At 72.3% G+C, this 14,654-nt stretch carries 19 protein-coding genes and 1 pseudogene; 13 read left to right on the forward strand and 7 right to left on the reverse strand.

All coding sequences use genetic code 11. From position 1 onward, the window contains the following. Window positions 1-9: 9 nt before the first annotated feature. Window positions 10-809, reverse strand: a protein-coding gene (locus tag GA0070562_RS23485) for an IS5 family transposase (protein ID WP_210893946.1) whose coding sequence is annotated in 2 segments (ribosomal slippage) — window positions 10-473 and window positions 473-809 — 801 coding nt in all. Because the reading frame shifts where the segments join, the coding sequence is not laid out codon by codon here. A 102-nt stretch (window positions 810-911) separates the two neighbouring features. Here GA0070562_RS23485 and GA0070562_RS23490 point away from each other — a divergent pair. The 5 genes from GA0070562_RS23490 (at window position 912) to GA0070562_RS23510 (ending at window position 3,952) form a co-directional block, all read left to right on the forward strand. Continuing rightward, window positions 912-1,244: a hypothetical protein gene (locus tag GA0070562_RS23490; RefSeq protein WP_091426079.1), complete on the forward strand. Its 333-nt coding sequence runs from the start codon at window positions 912-914 to the stop codon at window positions 1,242-1,244. 92 nt (window positions 1,245-1,336) lie between these two features. Continuing rightward, window positions 1,337-1,699: a PH domain-containing protein gene (locus tag GA0070562_RS23495; protein ID WP_091426081.1), complete on the forward strand. Its 363-nt coding sequence runs from the start codon at window positions 1,337-1,339 to the stop codon at window positions 1,697-1,699. Between the two features lie 22 nt (window positions 1,700-1,721). Continuing rightward, entirely contained in the window at window positions 1,722-2,435 is a 714-nt protein-coding gene (locus GA0070562_RS23500) for a SanA/YdcF family protein (protein ID WP_091426082.1), read from the forward strand. 206 nt (window positions 2,436-2,641) lie between these two features. Beyond that, window positions 2,642-3,373 carry a class I SAM-dependent methyltransferase gene (locus tag GA0070562_RS23505; protein ID WP_091426084.1) on the forward strand — a complete coding sequence of 244 codons (732 nt, stop codon included), beginning with the start codon at window positions 2,642-2,644 and terminating at the stop codon, window positions 3,371-3,373. Between the two features lie 87 nt (window positions 3,374-3,460). Further along, entirely contained in the window at window positions 3,461-3,952 is a 492-nt protein-coding gene (locus GA0070562_RS23510) for a GNAT family N-acetyltransferase (protein ID WP_091426087.1), read from the forward strand. Window positions 3,953-3,972: 20 nt separating this feature from the next. Here the strand turns inward: GA0070562_RS23510 and GA0070562_RS23515 are convergent, their stop codons facing one another. After that, window positions 3,973-4,404 (reverse strand): hypothetical protein, encoded by a 432-nt coding sequence (locus GA0070562_RS23515; RefSeq protein WP_091426091.1) that lies wholly within the window; start codon window positions 4,402-4,404, stop codon window positions 3,973-3,975. A gap of 110 nt (window positions 4,405-4,514) precedes the next feature. Between GA0070562_RS23515 and GA0070562_RS23520 the strand changes: the two genes are divergently transcribed. From GA0070562_RS23520 to GA0070562_RS23535, 4 genes are all read left to right on the forward strand, one after another. Then, window positions 4,515-4,874, forward strand: coding sequence for a GntR family transcriptional regulator (locus GA0070562_RS23520; protein ID WP_091426094.1), 360 nt, complete (start codon window positions 4,515-4,517; stop codon window positions 4,872-4,874). After that, window positions 4,871-5,749 carry an ATP-binding cassette domain-containing protein gene (locus tag GA0070562_RS23525; protein ID WP_091426096.1) on the forward strand — a complete coding sequence of 293 codons (879 nt, stop codon included), beginning with the start codon at window positions 4,871-4,873 and terminating at the stop codon, window positions 5,747-5,749. Before GA0070562_RS23520 ends, GA0070562_RS23525 begins: the two co-directional genes overlap by 4 nt. Further along, window positions 5,746-6,441, forward strand: coding sequence for an ABC transporter permease (locus GA0070562_RS23530; RefSeq protein ID WP_091426098.1), 696 nt, complete (start codon window positions 5,746-5,748; stop codon window positions 6,439-6,441). The genes GA0070562_RS23525 and GA0070562_RS23530 overlap by 4 nt, the downstream gene beginning before the upstream one ends. Before the next feature lie 156 nt (window positions 6,442-6,597). Then, the gene (locus GA0070562_RS23535) at window positions 6,598-7,317 is read left to right on the forward strand and encodes a DinB family protein (RefSeq protein ID WP_217493442.1); all 720 of its coding nucleotides are present in this window, start codon (window positions 6,598-6,600) and stop codon (window positions 7,315-7,317) included. 27 nt (window positions 7,318-7,344) lie between these two features. On the opposite strand, the gene GA0070562_RS23540 is transcribed toward GA0070562_RS23535, so the two are convergent. Beyond that, a complete protein-coding gene (locus GA0070562_RS23540; protein WP_091426721.1) occupies window positions 7,345-7,908 on the reverse strand; it encodes a dihydrofolate reductase family protein in 564 nt (187 codons plus the stop codon). A gap of 147 nt (window positions 7,909-8,055) precedes the next feature. Here GA0070562_RS23540 and GA0070562_RS23545 point away from each other — a divergent pair, with 147 nt between their 5' ends. Beyond that, window positions 8,056-8,439, forward strand: a complete 384-nt coding sequence (locus GA0070562_RS23545) for a hypothetical protein (RefSeq protein WP_091426724.1) — start codon at window positions 8,056-8,058, stop codon at window positions 8,437-8,439. A gap of 21 nt (window positions 8,440-8,460) precedes the next feature. Here GA0070562_RS23545 and ychF read toward each other — a convergent pair whose 3' ends face one another. From ychF to GA0070562_RS23560, 3 genes are read right to left on the reverse strand one after another with little or no spacing between them, the layout of a single operon-like run. Next, on the reverse strand, window positions 8,461-9,546 hold the full coding sequence (gene ychF / locus GA0070562_RS23550; protein WP_091426101.1) for a redox-regulated ATPase YchF: 1,086 nt from the start codon (window positions 9,544-9,546) through the stop codon (window positions 8,461-8,463). A 58-nt stretch (window positions 9,547-9,604) separates the two neighbouring features. Beyond that, the gene (locus GA0070562_RS23555) at window positions 9,605-10,351 is read right to left on the reverse strand and encodes a Type 1 glutamine amidotransferase-like domain-containing protein (RefSeq protein ID WP_091426103.1); all 747 of its coding nucleotides are present in this window, start codon (window positions 10,349-10,351) and stop codon (window positions 9,605-9,607) included. 30 nt (window positions 10,352-10,381) lie between these two features. After that, a complete protein-coding gene (locus tag GA0070562_RS23560) occupies window positions 10,382-10,894 on the reverse strand; it encodes a MarR family winged helix-turn-helix transcriptional regulator (protein ID WP_013475216.1) in 513 nt (170 codons plus the stop codon). A gap of 92 nt (window positions 10,895-10,986) precedes the next feature. On the opposite strand from GA0070562_RS23560, the pseudogene GA0070562_RS30790 reads away from it, so the two are divergent. Continuing rightward, window positions 10,987-11,760, forward strand: a pseudogene (locus GA0070562_RS30790) (EamA family transporter); the annotation flags it as partial. A gap of 221 nt (window positions 11,761-11,981) precedes the next feature. Here the strand turns inward: GA0070562_RS30790 and GA0070562_RS30795 are convergent. Further along, window positions 11,982-12,446: a hypothetical protein gene (locus GA0070562_RS30795; protein ID WP_225853285.1), complete on the reverse strand. Its 465-nt coding sequence runs from the start codon at window positions 12,444-12,446 to the stop codon at window positions 11,982-11,984. Between the two features lie 242 nt (window positions 12,447-12,688). Here GA0070562_RS30795 and GA0070562_RS23570 point away from each other — a divergent pair, with 242 nt between their 5' ends. After that, the gene (locus GA0070562_RS23570; protein WP_091426108.1) at window positions 12,689-14,140 is read left to right on the forward strand and encodes an AlkA N-terminal domain-containing protein; all 1,452 of its coding nucleotides are present in this window, start codon (window positions 12,689-12,691) and stop codon (window positions 14,138-14,140) included. Next, window positions 14,137-14,649, forward strand: coding sequence for a methylated-DNA--[protein]-cysteine S-methyltransferase (locus GA0070562_RS23575; protein WP_091426111.1), 513 nt, complete (start codon window positions 14,137-14,139; stop codon window positions 14,647-14,649). The genes GA0070562_RS23570 and GA0070562_RS23575 overlap by 4 nt, the downstream gene beginning before the upstream one ends. Window positions 14,650-14,654: the final 5 nt, after the last annotated feature.

The raw sequence follows: 14,654 nt of genomic DNA on the forward strand, positions 1-14,654 counted from the left end.
TTAGAACTCCTAACTTTGGGTGCGTTGGAGTTGGCGCCAGCAGATGAGGGCGCAGGCGAGGCTGAGGAAGGCTTGGTGGATGTCGTCGCGGATTTCCCAGCGGATGCGCAGGCGGCGGAACCAGTGCAGCCAGGCGATGGTGCGTTCGACGACCCAGCGTCGGGTGCCGAGGCCAGAGCCGTGGGGTGTGCCGCGTCGGGCGATGACGGGGGTGACGCCGCGGGCCCGGATCTGTTGGCGGTGGCTGTCGTAGTCGTAGCCCCGATCGGCATACAGCCGGTCGGGGCGCCGCCGTGGCGGGCCGGGGCGTCCGCCGATCGGGGGGATGGCGTCGAGCAGGGCGGTGGTCTGGGTGGAGTCGTGGCGGTTGCCGCCGGTCAGCGTGACCGCGAGAGGGATGCCGCCGGCGTCGGTGATGACGTGGTGTTTCGAGCCAGGCTTGCGGCGGTCGACCGGGCTCGGACCAGTTTTGGGCCGCCCTTGAGCGCCCGGATGTGGGAGCCGTCGATCACCGCCCTCGACATGTCCAACTGGCCCGCGCCCCGCAGCCGGGCCAGCAGCACCTCGTGCAGCCGTTGCCACACCCCCGCCTGGTTCCAGTCCCGCAACCTGCGCCAGCAGGTCATCCCGGAGCCGAACCCCAACTCCTGGGGCAGGTACTCCCACGGGATCGCGGTGTAGAGCACGAACAAGATCCCGCACAGCACCTTGCGGTCATCCAGCGGCTTGCGCCCCGGGTACCGGCGGCGGCGTGGTGGGCGGGGTGGCAGCAGCGGTGCGATCTCGGCCCACAACTCATCCGAGACGATCCACGGCGGCTGCTCACCCCTCCTCACGTCCAGACGAAACGACCCTCACATCCGGCCGGTTACGCCCAACATCATTAAGTTAGGACCTCTTAGGAGCTGACCATGGCGACGCCCACCGCGGCCACCGACCGATCCACCGACCACGGGCACACCGGCCACGTCGACCGCGACGTACGGCACACGCGCCGGCACGGCGAGGAGACCAAGCCGGCGTGGAAGACCACCGAGCTGGCGGTCTACGTGCTCGCCGTGATCGGTGTCCTGATCGCCTCGAACGCCGTCGGCGACGGCGCGGCGGACAACGGCGCCGACTACTTCGCCGCCGACAAGGCGTGGTGGTACATCACCCTGCTGACCATCGGTTACCTGGTCAGCCGGGGCCTGGCCAAGGCCGGCAGCCGCAGCCGCGACCACGACCCGCGCGTCGACCACTGACCCCTGTACACGCTTGCGGCCCCGTCCCGGTGGACGGGGCCGCAACTGTGCGGGCGCGTGAGAGCTGGCACGCCCCGCCTACCCTCGGTTGCATGTCTGGCCCCACGTACGACCGCAAGGAACAGTTCCAGCAGATCGAGAGCGGGTTGCTGCCCGGTGAGCAGATCATCGCCGTCTACGACGCGGTGGGCACCGGCACCGGCTTCATCGGCCTGACCGACCGGCGCGTGATCATCCAGGACCGCTCCTTCGTCGGCAAGCGGTACGCGATCACCAGCATCCCGTACTCGAAGATCACCAGCGTGAGCGTGGTGAGCAACAAGTCCTGGGGTGGCTCGTTCTTCTCCACCGGTTCGATCGCTGTGCACGTCGGCACGCACACCTACGAGGTCGAGTTCCGGGGCGCGCAGAAGAGCCACCACGTGCACAACGTGATCCTGCACCACATCTCCTGACCCGCCTGGCACAATCGCCGCCATGCGAGGGCTGACGGCGCGGTGGCGGGCCTGGCGGGGTGACCATCGGCGGGCCGTACGCCTGCTCCGCCGCCTCCTGGTGCTCGCCACGGCCGCCGTGGTGCTGCTGGGCGCCGCCACGCTCGCCAGCGTGACCTGGGTCCGCGACGCCGCCGAGGGCCGCGTGTTCGCCGCCGCGGACGTGCCCGAGACGCCGGTGGCCCTGGTGCTGGGCACCAAGGTGGAGCCGGACGGCACGCCGGCGCCGTTCCTCGCCGGCCGGCTGGAGATCGCCCGCCAGTTGTACGCGAGCGGCAAGGTCAAGGTGCTCCTGCTCTCCGGCGACCACATGGACTGGGACTACGACGAGCCGGACGCGATGCGGCGCTGGCTCGTCGAGCGGGGCGTCCCGGCGGAGAAGACGGTGCTGGACCACGCCGGCTTCGACACGTACGACTCGTGCGTCCGCGCGCACCGCGTCTTCGGGGTCCGGCGAGCCACAGTGGTCACCCAGTCGTTCCACCTGCCGCGCGCGGTGGCGCTGTGCCGCGACGCCGGCATCGAGGCCGTCGGCGTCGGCGACGACACCGCCCGCCGGTACGCCGACCAGTGGCGGATCAGCTCCACCCGGGAGTACGGGGCGTGCATGAAGGCCGCCGTGGACGTGCTCACCGGGCGGGACCCGGTGCACCTCGGCCGCCGGGAGACCGGCGTGGACGACGCGCTGCGGGCGTAATCCGGTTGTCCCCGAGCACGGCCGCTGGTCTGCTGAACCCCTCGAAGCCGACCGGAGGGAGCACCGCCATGCCGAACGCTGCGAAGCCCAGCCGACCCGTCGTCACCTCATCCGAAACGAGGCTTCGTCTTGTCGTACCCCATTTCGGCGCAGGTCACTGACCTCGCGCCGCGTCGCGTACCTTCCGCCCGGCGGGAGGGCGCGTGATGTCCGTCTTCGACGATCTCGGCCTGTTCGGCCGGCTCTGGGCCGCCACCTACGACGGCCCCGGCAATCCCGACCCGGCCCCGGCTGTCGACTTCCTCGCGCCGCTTGCCGAGGGCGGCCCGGTGCTCGAACTGGCGGTCGGCACCGGCCGGGTGGCCCTGCCGCTGGCCGCCCGCGGCCTGGCCGTGGAGGGCGTCGAGGCGTCCCCGGAGATGGTCGCGCACCTGCGCGCCAAGCCGGGCGGCGCCGACATGCCGGTCACCGTCGGCGACATGGCGGACGTCCCGGTCGCCGGGCCGTACCGTCTGGTCTTCCTGGTGTTCAACACGCTGTTCAACCTGGTCTCCGAGGAGCGCCAGGCGGCGTGCTTCCGCAACGTCGCCCGGGTGCTCGCGCCCGGCGGGGCGTTCGTCATCGAGACCTTCGTGCCCGACCCGGCGGACTTCGACCGGGACGAGCAGGTCCAGGTGCGGGAGGTGACCGAGGACTCGGCCACCATCCGCATGCACCGGTACGACCGGGCGGCGCAGACGTTCGTGCGCCAGACCGTCACGTTCGACGCCGCCGGCGTGCACCTCAAGCCGTTCGCCATGCGGTACGCCTGGCCGGAGCAGATCGACGAACTGGCGGAGCGGGCCGGGCTGCGGCTCGCCGAGCGGTACGCCGACTGGGACCGGACGCCGTTCGACGCGGACAGCCGCGCGCACATCTCCGTCTACCGGCGGCGGTAGCGCTCACACCGAGGGGCCGGGCGTCCCGTCCCGGCCCCTCGGTCGCGCGACTACGCTGACGACCGCCGGGTCCGGACAGGAGAGCCGATGACAGTCACCGTCGCCGCCATGGACGACTCGCACGCCGAGGCCGTGCTGGACATCTACCGCCTCGGCATCGACGAGGGGAACGCCACGTTCGAGACCGCGCCGCCGGACTGGGCGCGCTTCACCGCCACCCGGCTGCCCGGCCACCGCTGGGTGGCGCTCGACGAGGCCGGCGACGTGCTCGGCTGGGTGGCCTGCTCGGCCGTCTCCGACCGCTGCGTCTACGCCGGCGTGGTGGAGCACTCCGTCTACGTGCACCCGCGGGGGCGGGGGCGCGGGGTCGGGCGGGCCCTGCTGGAGGCGCTGATCGCCTCGACCGAGGCGGCCGGGATCTGGACCATCCAGTCCGGTGTGTTCCCGGAGAACACCGCGAGTCTCGCGCTGCACGCGACGTGCGGCTTCCGCGTCGTCGGCACCCGCGAGCGGGTGGGCCGCCACCACGGCACCTGGCGCGACGTGACCCTGATCGAACGCCGCAGCCCCGAGATCTGACCCCTTGATCACCGGGTCGGTCAGGCGCCGATCAGGTGACGGCGCACCAGGGCGTCCCCCTCGAGGACCAGGTCGACCATCTGCCAGAACTCGGGGAGCCGGGGATGGGCCAGGCCCTCCTCGCGGCCGAGCTTGCGGCCGAAGATCGGGCTGTCCCCCGCGACCTCACCACCGTTGACGAGCGTCGCGGCCGGTTCCGGCGAGCCGGCCACCGGTCCGACCCGGCAGCCGAAGGTGACGTGGTCGTCGAAGTCGTCGCGGCCCCAGCTGCCCAGGATCGCGTCGATCCAGACCTCGTGCACGCCGTCGTGGTGGTAGCAGCTCGCGAAGTAGACGGCCGCCGTCGCGTCATCGGCGCGGATGTCCGCCCAGGTCCGCTCCGCGGCAGTGTCGCAACAGCCGCAGACGAACTCCCGTACCTGGCGCGTGCTCTCGTCGATCCTCAGTGTCACGGCGCGAACCCTAGCGAGCCGCGGGCGTACGCGTGTGCCCCGAGAGGACTTGACGTCCACGCCCAGCGGTGCGATGGTTAGTTACATGAGTAATGAACCAAAGAACCGAGATGGATGACGGCCGGCCGATCTTCGTCCAGATCGCAGAGCTGATCGAGAACTCGATCATCGACGGGACGTTCGCGGAGGAGACCCAGGTGCCGTCGACGAACGAGCTGGCGGCGTTTCACCGGATCAACCCGGCGACCGCAGCCAAGGGGATCAACCGCCTGGTCGATGACGGGATTCTCTACAAGCGCAGGGGGATCGGAATGTTCGTGGCAACGGGGGCCGTCGAAACACTCCGGGAACGCCGCCGGCGCGAGTTCTCCGACCAGTACGTGCGGCCCCTCATCGAGGAGGCACGCAAGTTGGGCATCGGCACCGAGGAGCTGAAGAAGCTCATCGAGACAGGGGAGGAACAGCGATGAGCGTCGTGGCGGCAGCCGGCCTCACGAAACGGTTCGGTGAGGTGACCGCTCTCGACGACGTCACCTTCACCTTGACAGGTAACAAGATCTACGGCCTCCTCGGCCGCAACGGCGCCGGCAAGACGACGCTGATGCAGCTGATCACCGGCCAGAACGGCGGCATCAGCGGGGACCTCACGCTCTTCGGCGAGCGGCCGTACGAGAACGAGCGGGCACTGTCGCGGGTGGTCTTCATCAAGGAGAGCCAGACGTACCCGACGGCCTATCAGGTCCGGCACGTCATGAGCCTGGCGAGGCGCCTGTTCCCGAACTGGGACGAGGACTTCGCGCAGTCCCTCCTGGACGACTTCGACCTGCCGCGCAAGCGCAACGTGCGCAAGCTGTCCCGCGGCATGCTGTCCGCGCTGGGCGTGACGATCGGCCTGGCCGCACGCGCGCCGCTGACCTTCTTCGACGAGCCGTACCTCGGTCTCGACGCGGTCGCCCGGCAGCTCTTCTACGACCGGCTGCTCGCCGACTACGCCGAGAACCCGCGCACCGTCGTGCTCTCCACACACCTCATCGACGAGGTGGCCGACCTGATCGAGCACGTACTCCTGCTCGACCGCGGCAAGCTGCTGCTCGACGCACCCAGCGACGAGCTGCGCGGCGAGGTGATGGAGGCGTCCGGCCCGGCCGCCGCGGTGGACGAGTTCGCCGCCGGGTACCGGGTGCTGCACCGCGAGCAACTCGGCGGCGCGGTCCGCGCGTCGCTGCGCGGGTCCTTCGACGACGCCGAACGGACGCGCGCCAAGAAGCTCGGCATCGACCTGGCACCGGTGTCACTCCAGCAGGCCGTGGTGCGCCTGACGACGGAAAGGACGAACGCGCGATGACTCGTATCCTCGACGTCGCCCGGATGCACACCATCGCCTGGGTCGGCCAGCTCGCCTGGCCGTGGGGCATCATGGCCCTCTCGCTCGGCGTCAACCTGCTGATCTTCGCCTCGATCGACGAGGCCGCGCCGGGCAAGAACACCACAGGTGGTCTGGCCAGCCTCTACATCGTCTGCTCGATCGTCGCCGCCGCCTCGATCAGCCAGGTGTTCCCGTTCGCGCTCGGCATGGGCGTCACCCGGCGCACCTTCTACCTCGCCACGGTGCTCGTCAACGTGGTGCAGGCGGTCGCCTACGGCGTCCTGCTCTACCTGCTCAACCTGATCGAGGGCGCCACCGGCGGCTTCGGGATCGAGCTGCGGTTCTTCCGGATCCCGTACATCGACGTCGACAACGGGCTGCTGCAGATCGCCGTCTACGCGGTGCCGTTCCTGTTCCTGAACTTCCTCTCCATCTTCGTCGCCGTCTGGTACGTCCGGTTCGGCATGAACGGCCTACTCGGGGCCGGCGCGGCCCTGATCCTGGTGACCGGTCTGCTCGTCGCGTTGATCACCTGGCAGGGATGGTTCGGTGACATCTGGCAGTGGCTGAGCAGCCAGCACCAGATCAGCCTGCTGGTGGGGTGGCCCGCCCTGATCGCCGCGGTGGCCGCGCTCGGGGGGATGGCGGCCATCCGCCGGGCGAACGCCTGACGACAGGCACGGGTGGCGGTCGCCGGTCCGCGCGATGCGGGCTGGCGGCCGCCACACTTATGTTCCGGCGGCCGACAACTTCGCCCGGTCGCATCGGCAGTCGTTGTCGGACCCGCTCGCTAGCATTGCCGCGATCGCCGACGAGAGGGGTGCGCCGTGGCCCAGAGCGACCTCACGACGTTCGTGGACAGGGACCTGCAAGGCGCGCGCTTCACCAGGTCGACGCTGGCCGGGGCGGTGATGCGCGGCGTCGACGTGCGCGGGCTCGACGTCGATGCGCCGTGGCTCACCGACGGCGCGCTGCTGGTCAACGGTGTCGACGTCGTGCCGCTCGTCGAGGCCGAACTCAACCGGCGGTTCCCCGGGCGCGAGCTGAGGCATGCCGAGGATCCCGATGGCCTGCGCGCGGCGTGGGCGGCGCTCGAACGGGCCTGGGCGGCCGCGGTCGACCGGGTCCGGTCCATGCCCGACGGAGCCGCCGACGTCTCGGTCGACGGCGAGTGGTCGTTCGCGCAGACCCTGCGCCATCTCGCGTTCGCCACCGACGCGTGGCTCGGCAGGGCGATCCTGCGACTGCCGCAGCCCTTCCATCCGCTCGGACAGCCGCACGCCGAGTACGAGACGGACGGGTTCGACATGTCCGTCTTCACCACAACGCGGCCGAGTCTCGACGAGGTGCTCGAACTGCGTGCCGGGCGGCAGGCCATGGTCCGGGACTTCCTCACCGCCGTCACGCCGGAGTTGCTCGCCGAGCCCCGGCCGACACCCTGGTCACCCGAACACGAGGCACCGGTCCTGCACTGCCTCCACGTGATCCTCGACGAGGAGTGGGAGCACCTCCGGTTCGCACTGCGCGACCTCGACGCGCAGGAGTGACGCCGGGGCTCCGTGTGGAGGGGGCAGTCAGCGCCTGGTCTCGTACCTGGTGAGGAGCACGCCGCCCGGGAACGTCCGGGTCTCCCGCAGGGCCAGGTTCACCCAGTTGTCCAGGGCCGTGAAGAACGGCTTACCGCCACCCACCAGGGCCGGATGGGTGACGAGCACGTACTCGTCGATCAACCCGGCCCGCATGGCCGCCGCGGCGAGGGTGGCGCCGCCGATGTCCATGGCGCGACCCTCCTCGGCCTTGAGCCGGGTGATCTCGGTGACCGCGTCGCCGGTGACCAGGCGGGTGTTCCAGTCGACCGGCCTGGTCGTCGAGGAGAACACCACCTTCGGCATGTCCCGCCAGCGGCGGGCGAACTCGGCATGCGCCGGTGTGACGCCCGGCTGCTGGTCGGCGGTCGGCCAGTGGGAACTCATCGCCTCCCACAGTCGCCGGCCGTACAGCGCCGTGCCGGTCGCCCCCACCCGGTCGGACCAGAATTGGAACAACTCGTCGCTCGGCGCACTCCAGCCGAGGTCGTCACCGGGCGCGGCGACGTAGCCGTCCAGGCTCAGGCTCATGGCGAAGGTCAGTTTGCGCATCGTGCCAGCCTCCCGTGGGTCGGTGCTCGACGTACAGACCAGCACGGCGCCGGGAAACCATCGGCAGGCCACACCGAGAGCCGGTCCGCTGTCTCGGGCTCGCTTCGCGGGTAGCGCCGGTCGACCAACTCGGGGATGATCATCCTCATGTCGGAGCAGGACCTGGCCGGAACCTGGCGTCGCATCATCCGAGGGGACAGCAAGTCCTGGGTGGTGTTCGCCCACGGCACCTGCGTCGTGCTACCAGACCCCGGACCCGGCGTTGACCTCGCCGCTCAGGCCGTCGACATCCTGCGCGAGTACGGGCCCGTCCACGCCGGCTCACCCGCTGGAGATTTCGGCACCGTCACCCTCGATCCCGGTCCCGGATGGGTGGTCTACGGCCACCACAACGACGTGCTGACCTACGTGGGACCCGACGAGATCTCCGACAGCAGCGACCTCGCTGTCGGTCTGTACGGACGCCGCAAGCGAGACCAGGACGGCCACGAGCTCGACGTCGTACACGTCGAGGACAAGCGGCCCCGGTGAGTCAGGGCCGCGCTTCCGCCGTCAGACGTTGAAGCGGAACTCCACCACGTCGCCGTCCTGCATGACGTACTCCTTGCCCTCGATCCGGACCTTGCCGGCGGCCTTGGCCGCCGCCATCGATCCGGCCTCGACCAGGTCGGCGTAGGAGACCACCTCGGCCTTGATGAAGCCGCGCTGGAAGTCGCTGTGGATCACCCCGGCGGCCTCCGGCGCGGTCGCGCCGACCGGGACGGTCCAGGCCCGCGCCTCCTTGGGGCCGGCCGTCAGGTACGTCTGGAGCCCGAGCGTCCGGAAGCCCACCCGGACCAGCTGGTCCAGGCCCGGCTCGGACTGCCCGATCGACTCCAGCAGCTCGCGGGCCTCATCCTCGGGCAGGTCCACCAGCTCGGACTCGATCTTGGCGTCCATGAAGACCGCCTCGGCGGGCGCGACCAGGCCGCGCAGCTCGTCGAGGAACTCCGCGTTGCCCAGCTCGGCCTCGTCGACGTTGAAGACGTAGATGAACGGCTTGGTGGTGAGCAGGTGCAGCTCACGCAGGTGCTCCAGCTCGACCTTCGCGGCGGCGGCACCCGCGTACAGCGTGACGCCGTTGTCGAGGACCTCGACCGCCTTCTTGGCTGCCTCGACGGCGGCGGCCCGGTCCTTGCGGAGCTTGGCCTCCTTCTCCAGCCGGGGCAGCGCCTTCTCCAGCGTCTGGATGTCGGCCAGGATCAGCTCGGTGTTGATCGTCTCGATGTCGTCGGCCGGGGAGACCTTGCCGTCGACGTGCACCACGTTCGGGTCGGAGAAGGCGCGCACCACCTGGCAGATCGCCGAGGCGTCGCGGATGTTGGCGAGGAACGCGTTGCCCCGGCCCTGCCCCTTGGACGCGCCCCGGACCAGGCCGGCGATGTCGACGAACGAGACGGGCGCCGGCAGCACCTTCTGCGAGGAGAAGATCTCGGCCAGCTTGGCCAGCCGATCGTCGGGGAGCCCGACCACGCCGACGTTCGGCTCGATGGTGGCGAACGGGTAGTTCGCGGCGAGCACGTCGTTCTTGGTCAGCGCGTTGAACAGGGTGCTCTTGCCAACGTTGGGCAGGCCGACGATGCCGATGGTGAGACTCACGACGAACCAGCTTACGCGCCTCGCCGCCACCGCCGGGCAGGCAGGTGCGCGAAGCCGGTCACTGCGGCGCGGCGGACAGCAGGCGCGGTTCGATCCGGGTCTCCCGGGCGGTGCCGTCCTCGGCGCGGACCAGCTCGTACGCGGCCACGCCGGGCCGGTCGGCCACCGCCTCGGCCAGCCGGGTGCCCCGGTAGATCAGCCCCACGCCGTCGTCGGTGCAGTGGCTCGCCGGCAGCGTGCCGTCGGCGACCAGCCGGTGCATCAGCGGGCGGCGCTGCTCCTCGCTGTCGTAGTGCACGCCGTTGCCGTACGGGAGCCAGCCCAGCCCTTCGGTGAACGGCCGCAGCGTCGGGCCGTAGCTGTCGGTGGCGCCGCCGGTGTGCCAGCAGATCGAGCCGGCGGAGACCCCGCCGAGCACCACTCCGGCCTGCCAGCACTCGTGCAGGATCTCCGGCAGGCCGTGCACCCGCCAGACCGCGCAGAGGTTCGCCACGCTGCCGCCGCCGACCCAGATGATGTCCTGCGCGAGCAGGTGCGCGCGGATGTCCTCGACGTTGGGCATCGGGTAGAGCGCCAGGTGGGAGGCGCGGAACCGGGTGCCGGCGAAGGCGCCGTAGAAGACGGTGAACCCGGTCGGCTGGTCGCCGGTGGCCTGGCCGAGGTAGCAGACGCGGGGCGCGTCACCGGCCCCGGCCAGCTCGGCCATCAGGTCGAACAGGGCAGTGGGCCGGGCGTCCCAGGGGCCACGGCGACGGCTGGCGAAACCCATGCTGGTGGCGACGATCGTCGGTTCGGTGGCGGGCACGGTTGTCCTTCCGGGCGGTGGCGGTGCCGATCATTGTGCCGGATCCGCAGGCCCTGCCTCGGCCGCCGCGAGCAACGCGCGCAGCAGATCGGCCAGCCGGTCCTGGTCGGCGGGCGGCAGCGCGTCGAGGATCCGCCGCTGCACCGCGAGCCCGGCCTCGGCCGATTCCTCCACCACCCGGCGGCCGGTGTCGGTGAGCGTCACACGCAGCGCCCGCCGGTCGGCCGGGTCCGGTGAGCGCCGCACCAGGCCCGCCCGTTCGAGCCGGTCGAGCCGCCCGGTCATGCCGCCGGAGGTGAGCATCAGCGAGGCGGCGAGCGCCTTCGGCGCCAGCGTGTACGGCGAGCCGGAGCGCCGCAGCGCTGCCAGCACGTCGAACTCGCCCCGGCCGATGCCCCAGCCCGCGTACACCTTCTCCTGGCCGTCGCCGACCAGCCGGGCCAGCCGGTAGATGCGGCCGAACACGGCCATCGGCTCCGGTCGCATGCCGGGCCGTTCCCGCCGCCACTGCTCGACGATCGCGTCCACCTCGTCGCCTGTCACGGCTGCTGATTGTGCCGCACGTCCCACTTCCGCTTTTCGCTCGAGGCTGATTAGCTTAGCGCTAAGATACTTAGGGCCAAGAAGAGGATGCCATGGACCGCCGCTGGACCGACGTCGCGCTCACCGCCGCCGCACCCGTCACCTGGGGCACCACCTACCTGGTCACCGCCGAACTCCTTCCCCCGGACCGGCCGCTCTGGGCCGGGGCGATCCGCGCCCTCCCGGCCGGCCTGCTACTGCTCGCACTGACCCGCCGACGACCACACGGCCTCTGGTGGGGGCGAACCGCAGTGCTCGGCGCGCTGAACATCGGGGTGTTCTTCCCGCTGCTGTTCCTCGCCGCGTACCGGCTGCCCGGCGGCACCGCCGCCGTCCTCGGTGCCACGCAGCCGCTGCTGGTGGCGGTGCTGACAGTCGCGCTGCTTCGCGACCGCCCCACCCGGCCGGCGCTGGTCGCCGCCGTGGCCGCCCCGCTCGGCGTCGCCCTCGTGGTGCTGCGTCCGGGCGCCGGCCTCGACCCGCTCGGCGTCACCGCCGGACTGGCCGGCGCCGTGGCGATGGCCGCCGGGCTGGTGCTCACCCGCCGCTGGGGCCGGCCGCCCGGAGTGGGCGTCCTCGCCGCGACGAGCTGGCAGCTCGTCGCCGGCGGCCTGATGATCGTGCCGGTCGCCGCCGCCGTCGAGGGCGCGCCGCCCGCGCCCGACGGGCCGGCCCTTCTCGGGTACGCGTGGCTCGGGCTGGCCGGCACCGCCCTGGCGTACGTGCTGTGGTTCCGTGGCGCGGCACGACTGCCGGTGTCCCGCGTGTCGGTGCTCGGCGCGTTGAGCCCGCTCACCGCGGCGGCGCTCGGCTGGGTGGTGCTCGGCGAGGCGCTGGACCCGGTCCAGCTCACCGGTTTCGCGGTGGCAGTGGCGGCGATGGTGCTCGCCCAGATGCCGGACCGGTCGCCGCGCCCGCAGCCGGCCGGCGACGCGGACAGCCCGGCGGCGGCGCTCGCCGGCACGTCGGCAGGCGGCGTGCGCAGCCTGCCGACGACGCTCGCCGGCACCCGGCAGGGCAGCGGGAGGGCGGCCTGGTGGCTGCGCGGTCAGCCGGCCCGTAGCCGACGCCAGTCGTCCGGCCACGCGTCGGCGGCGACGCCCTCGGGCAGCACACCGGCCGGTAGCTGCGCCGCGGCCGCGAGCGGCAGCGTGAACCGGTGCGCGGCGGCGGGCCCGGCCGCGTACGACCGGTCGAGCAGCCACCGCACCTCGTCGGCGGTCCAGCCCAGGCCGGAACGGGCGGCGATCTCGCGGACCAGCCGCAGGCCGACCCGGGTGTCGTCGTCGTAAAAGCGCATGCACCAGTGATGCGCCCACATGCCGAGCGCGCGCAGCCCGTCCGGGTCGAGGGAGCCGGCCAGCCGCCCGCAGGCGGTGTCCGCGAAGGGGCGACCGGGGTCACCGGCCCGGTCGCGCTCGATCGCGCCGTAGGCGGCCGGCGCCACCACCCGCATCCGCTCGTAGAAGCCCTCCACCACCGCGGCGTCCAACGGTGCTCGCCCCGATCGCATCAGCGGACACCCCGCCCGGCCACGCTCGCCATGCCCCGCACCTCTTCTTGAGTTGGTGGCGGGACGCTACCGACCACTTACGACACTTTCTCGGGTCCGTCGGCCATGATCCACGCCACCTCGCCGGAGTGGCGGTGTCCCGGGAAGCGGGATGCCGCCACTTCCCCGAGCTGGCGCGACTGCCGCACGTCATGTCTGAATCCCGCCAGCCGAGCCCGGGAGCTGCGAGGCAGGATCGTGGCATGGAGCTGGACTTCGAGCGGTGCTACCGAGCAGTCGACAGCCGCGACCCGCGGTTCGACGGCTGGTTCTACACCGGCGTGACGTCGACCGGGATCTACTGCCGGCCGTCCTGTCCGGCGATGACGCCCAAGCGGCAGAACGTCCGGTTCTTCCCGTCCGCCGCCGCCGCGCAGGGCGCCGGGCTGCGGGCGTGCCGCCGGTGCCGGCCGGACGCGGCACCCGGCTCGCCCCAGTGGGACGTCCGGGCCGACCTGGTCGGCCGCGCCATGCGGCTGATCGCCGACGGCGTGGTGGACCGGGACGGGGTGCCCGGCCTGGCCACCCGGCTGGGCTACACCGAGCGGCACCTGCACCGGATGCTCCGGGCCGAGCTGGGCGCCGGCCCGCTGGCGCTGGCCCGGGCCCAGCGCGCGCAGACCGCCCGGATCCTGATCGAGACCACCGGCCTCGGCCTGGCCGAGGTGGCCTTCGCCGCCGGGTTCGGCAGCGTCCGGCAGTTCAACGACACGGTCCGCGACGTCTACGGCGGCACCCCGTCCGAGCTGCGGGCCGGCCGGCGTGGCCCGGCGGCGACCACCGGGGCGGGCACGCTCTCGCTGCGGCTGGCATACCGGCCCCCGCTGCACGCGGGCGCGCTGCTGGACTTCCTCGCGCTGCGCGCGCTACCCGGCGTCGAAGTGGTCCGCGACGGCACCTACCACCGAGGGCTGCGCCTGCCGCACGGTCCCGCCACGGTGGCGCTGGCCCCGGCTGACGGCCACGTGGCCGCGACGCTGCGGCTGGCCGACATGCGTGACCTGGCCCCCGCGGTGGCCCGCTGCCGCCGCCTGCTCGACCTGGACGCCGACCCCGTCGCGGTGGACGCCACCCTCGCCGCCGACCCGGCGCTGGCCCCGGCCGTCGCGGCCGAGCCCGGCGTGCGGCTGCCGCACGCGGTCGACGGTTTCGAGCTGGCCGTTCGCGCCGTCACCACCCAGCAGGTCTCGCTGACCTCGGCGCGGACCACGCTCACCCGCCTGCTCGCCGCCACCCGGTCCACCGGCGGGGCGGGCGCCGACGACCCGGCGGACGGCCTGGTGGCGTTCCCCGGTCCGGCGGAGGTGCTCGCGGCGCCGGATACGGCCTTCCGGATGCCGGCCGCTCGCCGGGAGACGATCCGGGCGCTCGCCCGCGCGGTCGCCGACGGCGAGCTGGACCTGGAACCCGGAGGCGACCGGGAGGAGGCGGTCCGGCTCCTGGCCGCGGTGCCCGGCGTCGGCCCGTGGACCACCGGCTACCTGGCCATGCGCGCACTCGGCGACCCCGATGTCGCGCTCACCACCGACCTGGGCGTGCGCCGCGGCGCAGCAGCGCTCGGCCTGTCCGACGACCCGAAGACCCTGTCCGCGTACGCCGACCGCTGGCGCCCCTGGCGGTCGTACGCGACCATCCGACTCTGGAGAGCAGCATGAGCACTGTGGACAGCACCGTCATCGACACCCCCGCCGGCCCGTTGAGCGTGCTCGCCGGCCCGGCCGGGGCGGTACGCGCGGCGGGGTTCACCGCCGACCCTGCGGCCCTGATGCCGTTGATCCACCCGAGCCTGCGCGGCGAGCTGCGCGAACGGGCCGACCTCGGTCCGGTGACCGCCGCCGTTCGGGCCTACCTGGACGGTGACCTCACCGCGATCGACGCGGTCGCGGTCGAGCAGCACACCGGCGGGGCGTTCCTGACGCACGCATGGCAGGTGCTGCGCGACGTGAAGCCCGGCGACCCGGTCACCTACACCGGGTTCGCCGCACTGGCCGGGCGACCGGCTGCGATCCGGGCCGCCGCGGCGGCCTGCGCGCGCAACGCCGCCGCGCTGTTCGTGCCCTGCCACCGGGTGCTGCGCACCGACGGTTCGCTCGGCGGCTACCGCTGGGGGCTGGACGTGAAGAAGTGGCTTCTCGGGCATGAGGGACGGGTGACGGCTAGCTGACAGCC

The sequence above is a fragment of the Micromonospora tulbaghiae genome (genome assembly GCF_900091605.1).
GTDB classification, from domain to species: Bacteria; Actinomycetota; Actinomycetes; order Mycobacteriales; family Micromonosporaceae; genus Micromonospora; species Micromonospora tulbaghiae.

Bases quoted from the DNA above. Each gene is read 5' to 3' on its own strand.
- GA0070562_RS23490 (WP_091426079.1), top strand. From the start codon at position 912: ATGGCGACGCCCACCGCGGCCACCGACCGATCCACCGACCACGGGCAC.
- GA0070562_RS23495 (WP_091426081.1), top strand. From the start codon at position 1,337: ATGTCTGGCCCCACGTACGACCGCAAGGAACAGTTCCAGCAGATCGAG.
- GA0070562_RS23500 (WP_091426082.1), top strand. From the start codon at position 1,722: ATGCGAGGGCTGACGGCGCGGTGGCGGGCCTGGCGGGGTGACCATCGG.
- GA0070562_RS23505 (WP_091426084.1), top strand. From the start codon at position 2,642: ATGTCCGTCTTCGACGATCTCGGCCTGTTCGGCCGGCTCTGGGCCGCC.
- GA0070562_RS23510 (WP_091426087.1), top strand. From the start codon at position 3,461: ATGACAGTCACCGTCGCCGCCATGGACGACTCGCACGCCGAGGCCGTG.
- GA0070562_RS23520 (WP_091426094.1), top strand. From the start codon at position 4,515: ATGGATGACGGCCGGCCGATCTTCGTCCAGATCGCAGAGCTGATCGAG.
- GA0070562_RS23525 (WP_091426096.1), top strand. From the start codon at position 4,871: ATGAGCGTCGTGGCGGCAGCCGGCCTCACGAAACGGTTCGGTGAGGTG.
- GA0070562_RS23530 (WP_091426098.1), top strand. From the start codon at position 5,746: ATGACTCGTATCCTCGACGTCGCCCGGATGCACACCATCGCCTGGGTC.
- GA0070562_RS23540 (WP_091426721.1), bottom strand. From the start codon at position 7,908: ATGCGCAAACTGACCTTCGCCATGAGCCTGAGCCTGGACGGCTACGTC.
- GA0070562_RS23545 (WP_091426724.1), top strand. From the start codon at position 8,056: ATGTCGGAGCAGGACCTGGCCGGAACCTGGCGTCGCATCATCCGAGGG.
- GA0070562_RS30795 (WP_225853285.1), bottom strand. From the start codon at position 12,446: ATGCGATCGGGGCGAGCACCGTTGGACGCCGCGGTGGTGGAGGGCTTC.
- GA0070562_RS23570 (WP_091426108.1), top strand. From the start codon at position 12,689: ATGGAGCTGGACTTCGAGCGGTGCTACCGAGCAGTCGACAGCCGCGAC.
- GA0070562_RS23575 (WP_091426111.1), top strand. From the start codon at position 14,137: ATGAGCACTGTGGACAGCACCGTCATCGACACCCCCGCCGGCCCGTTG.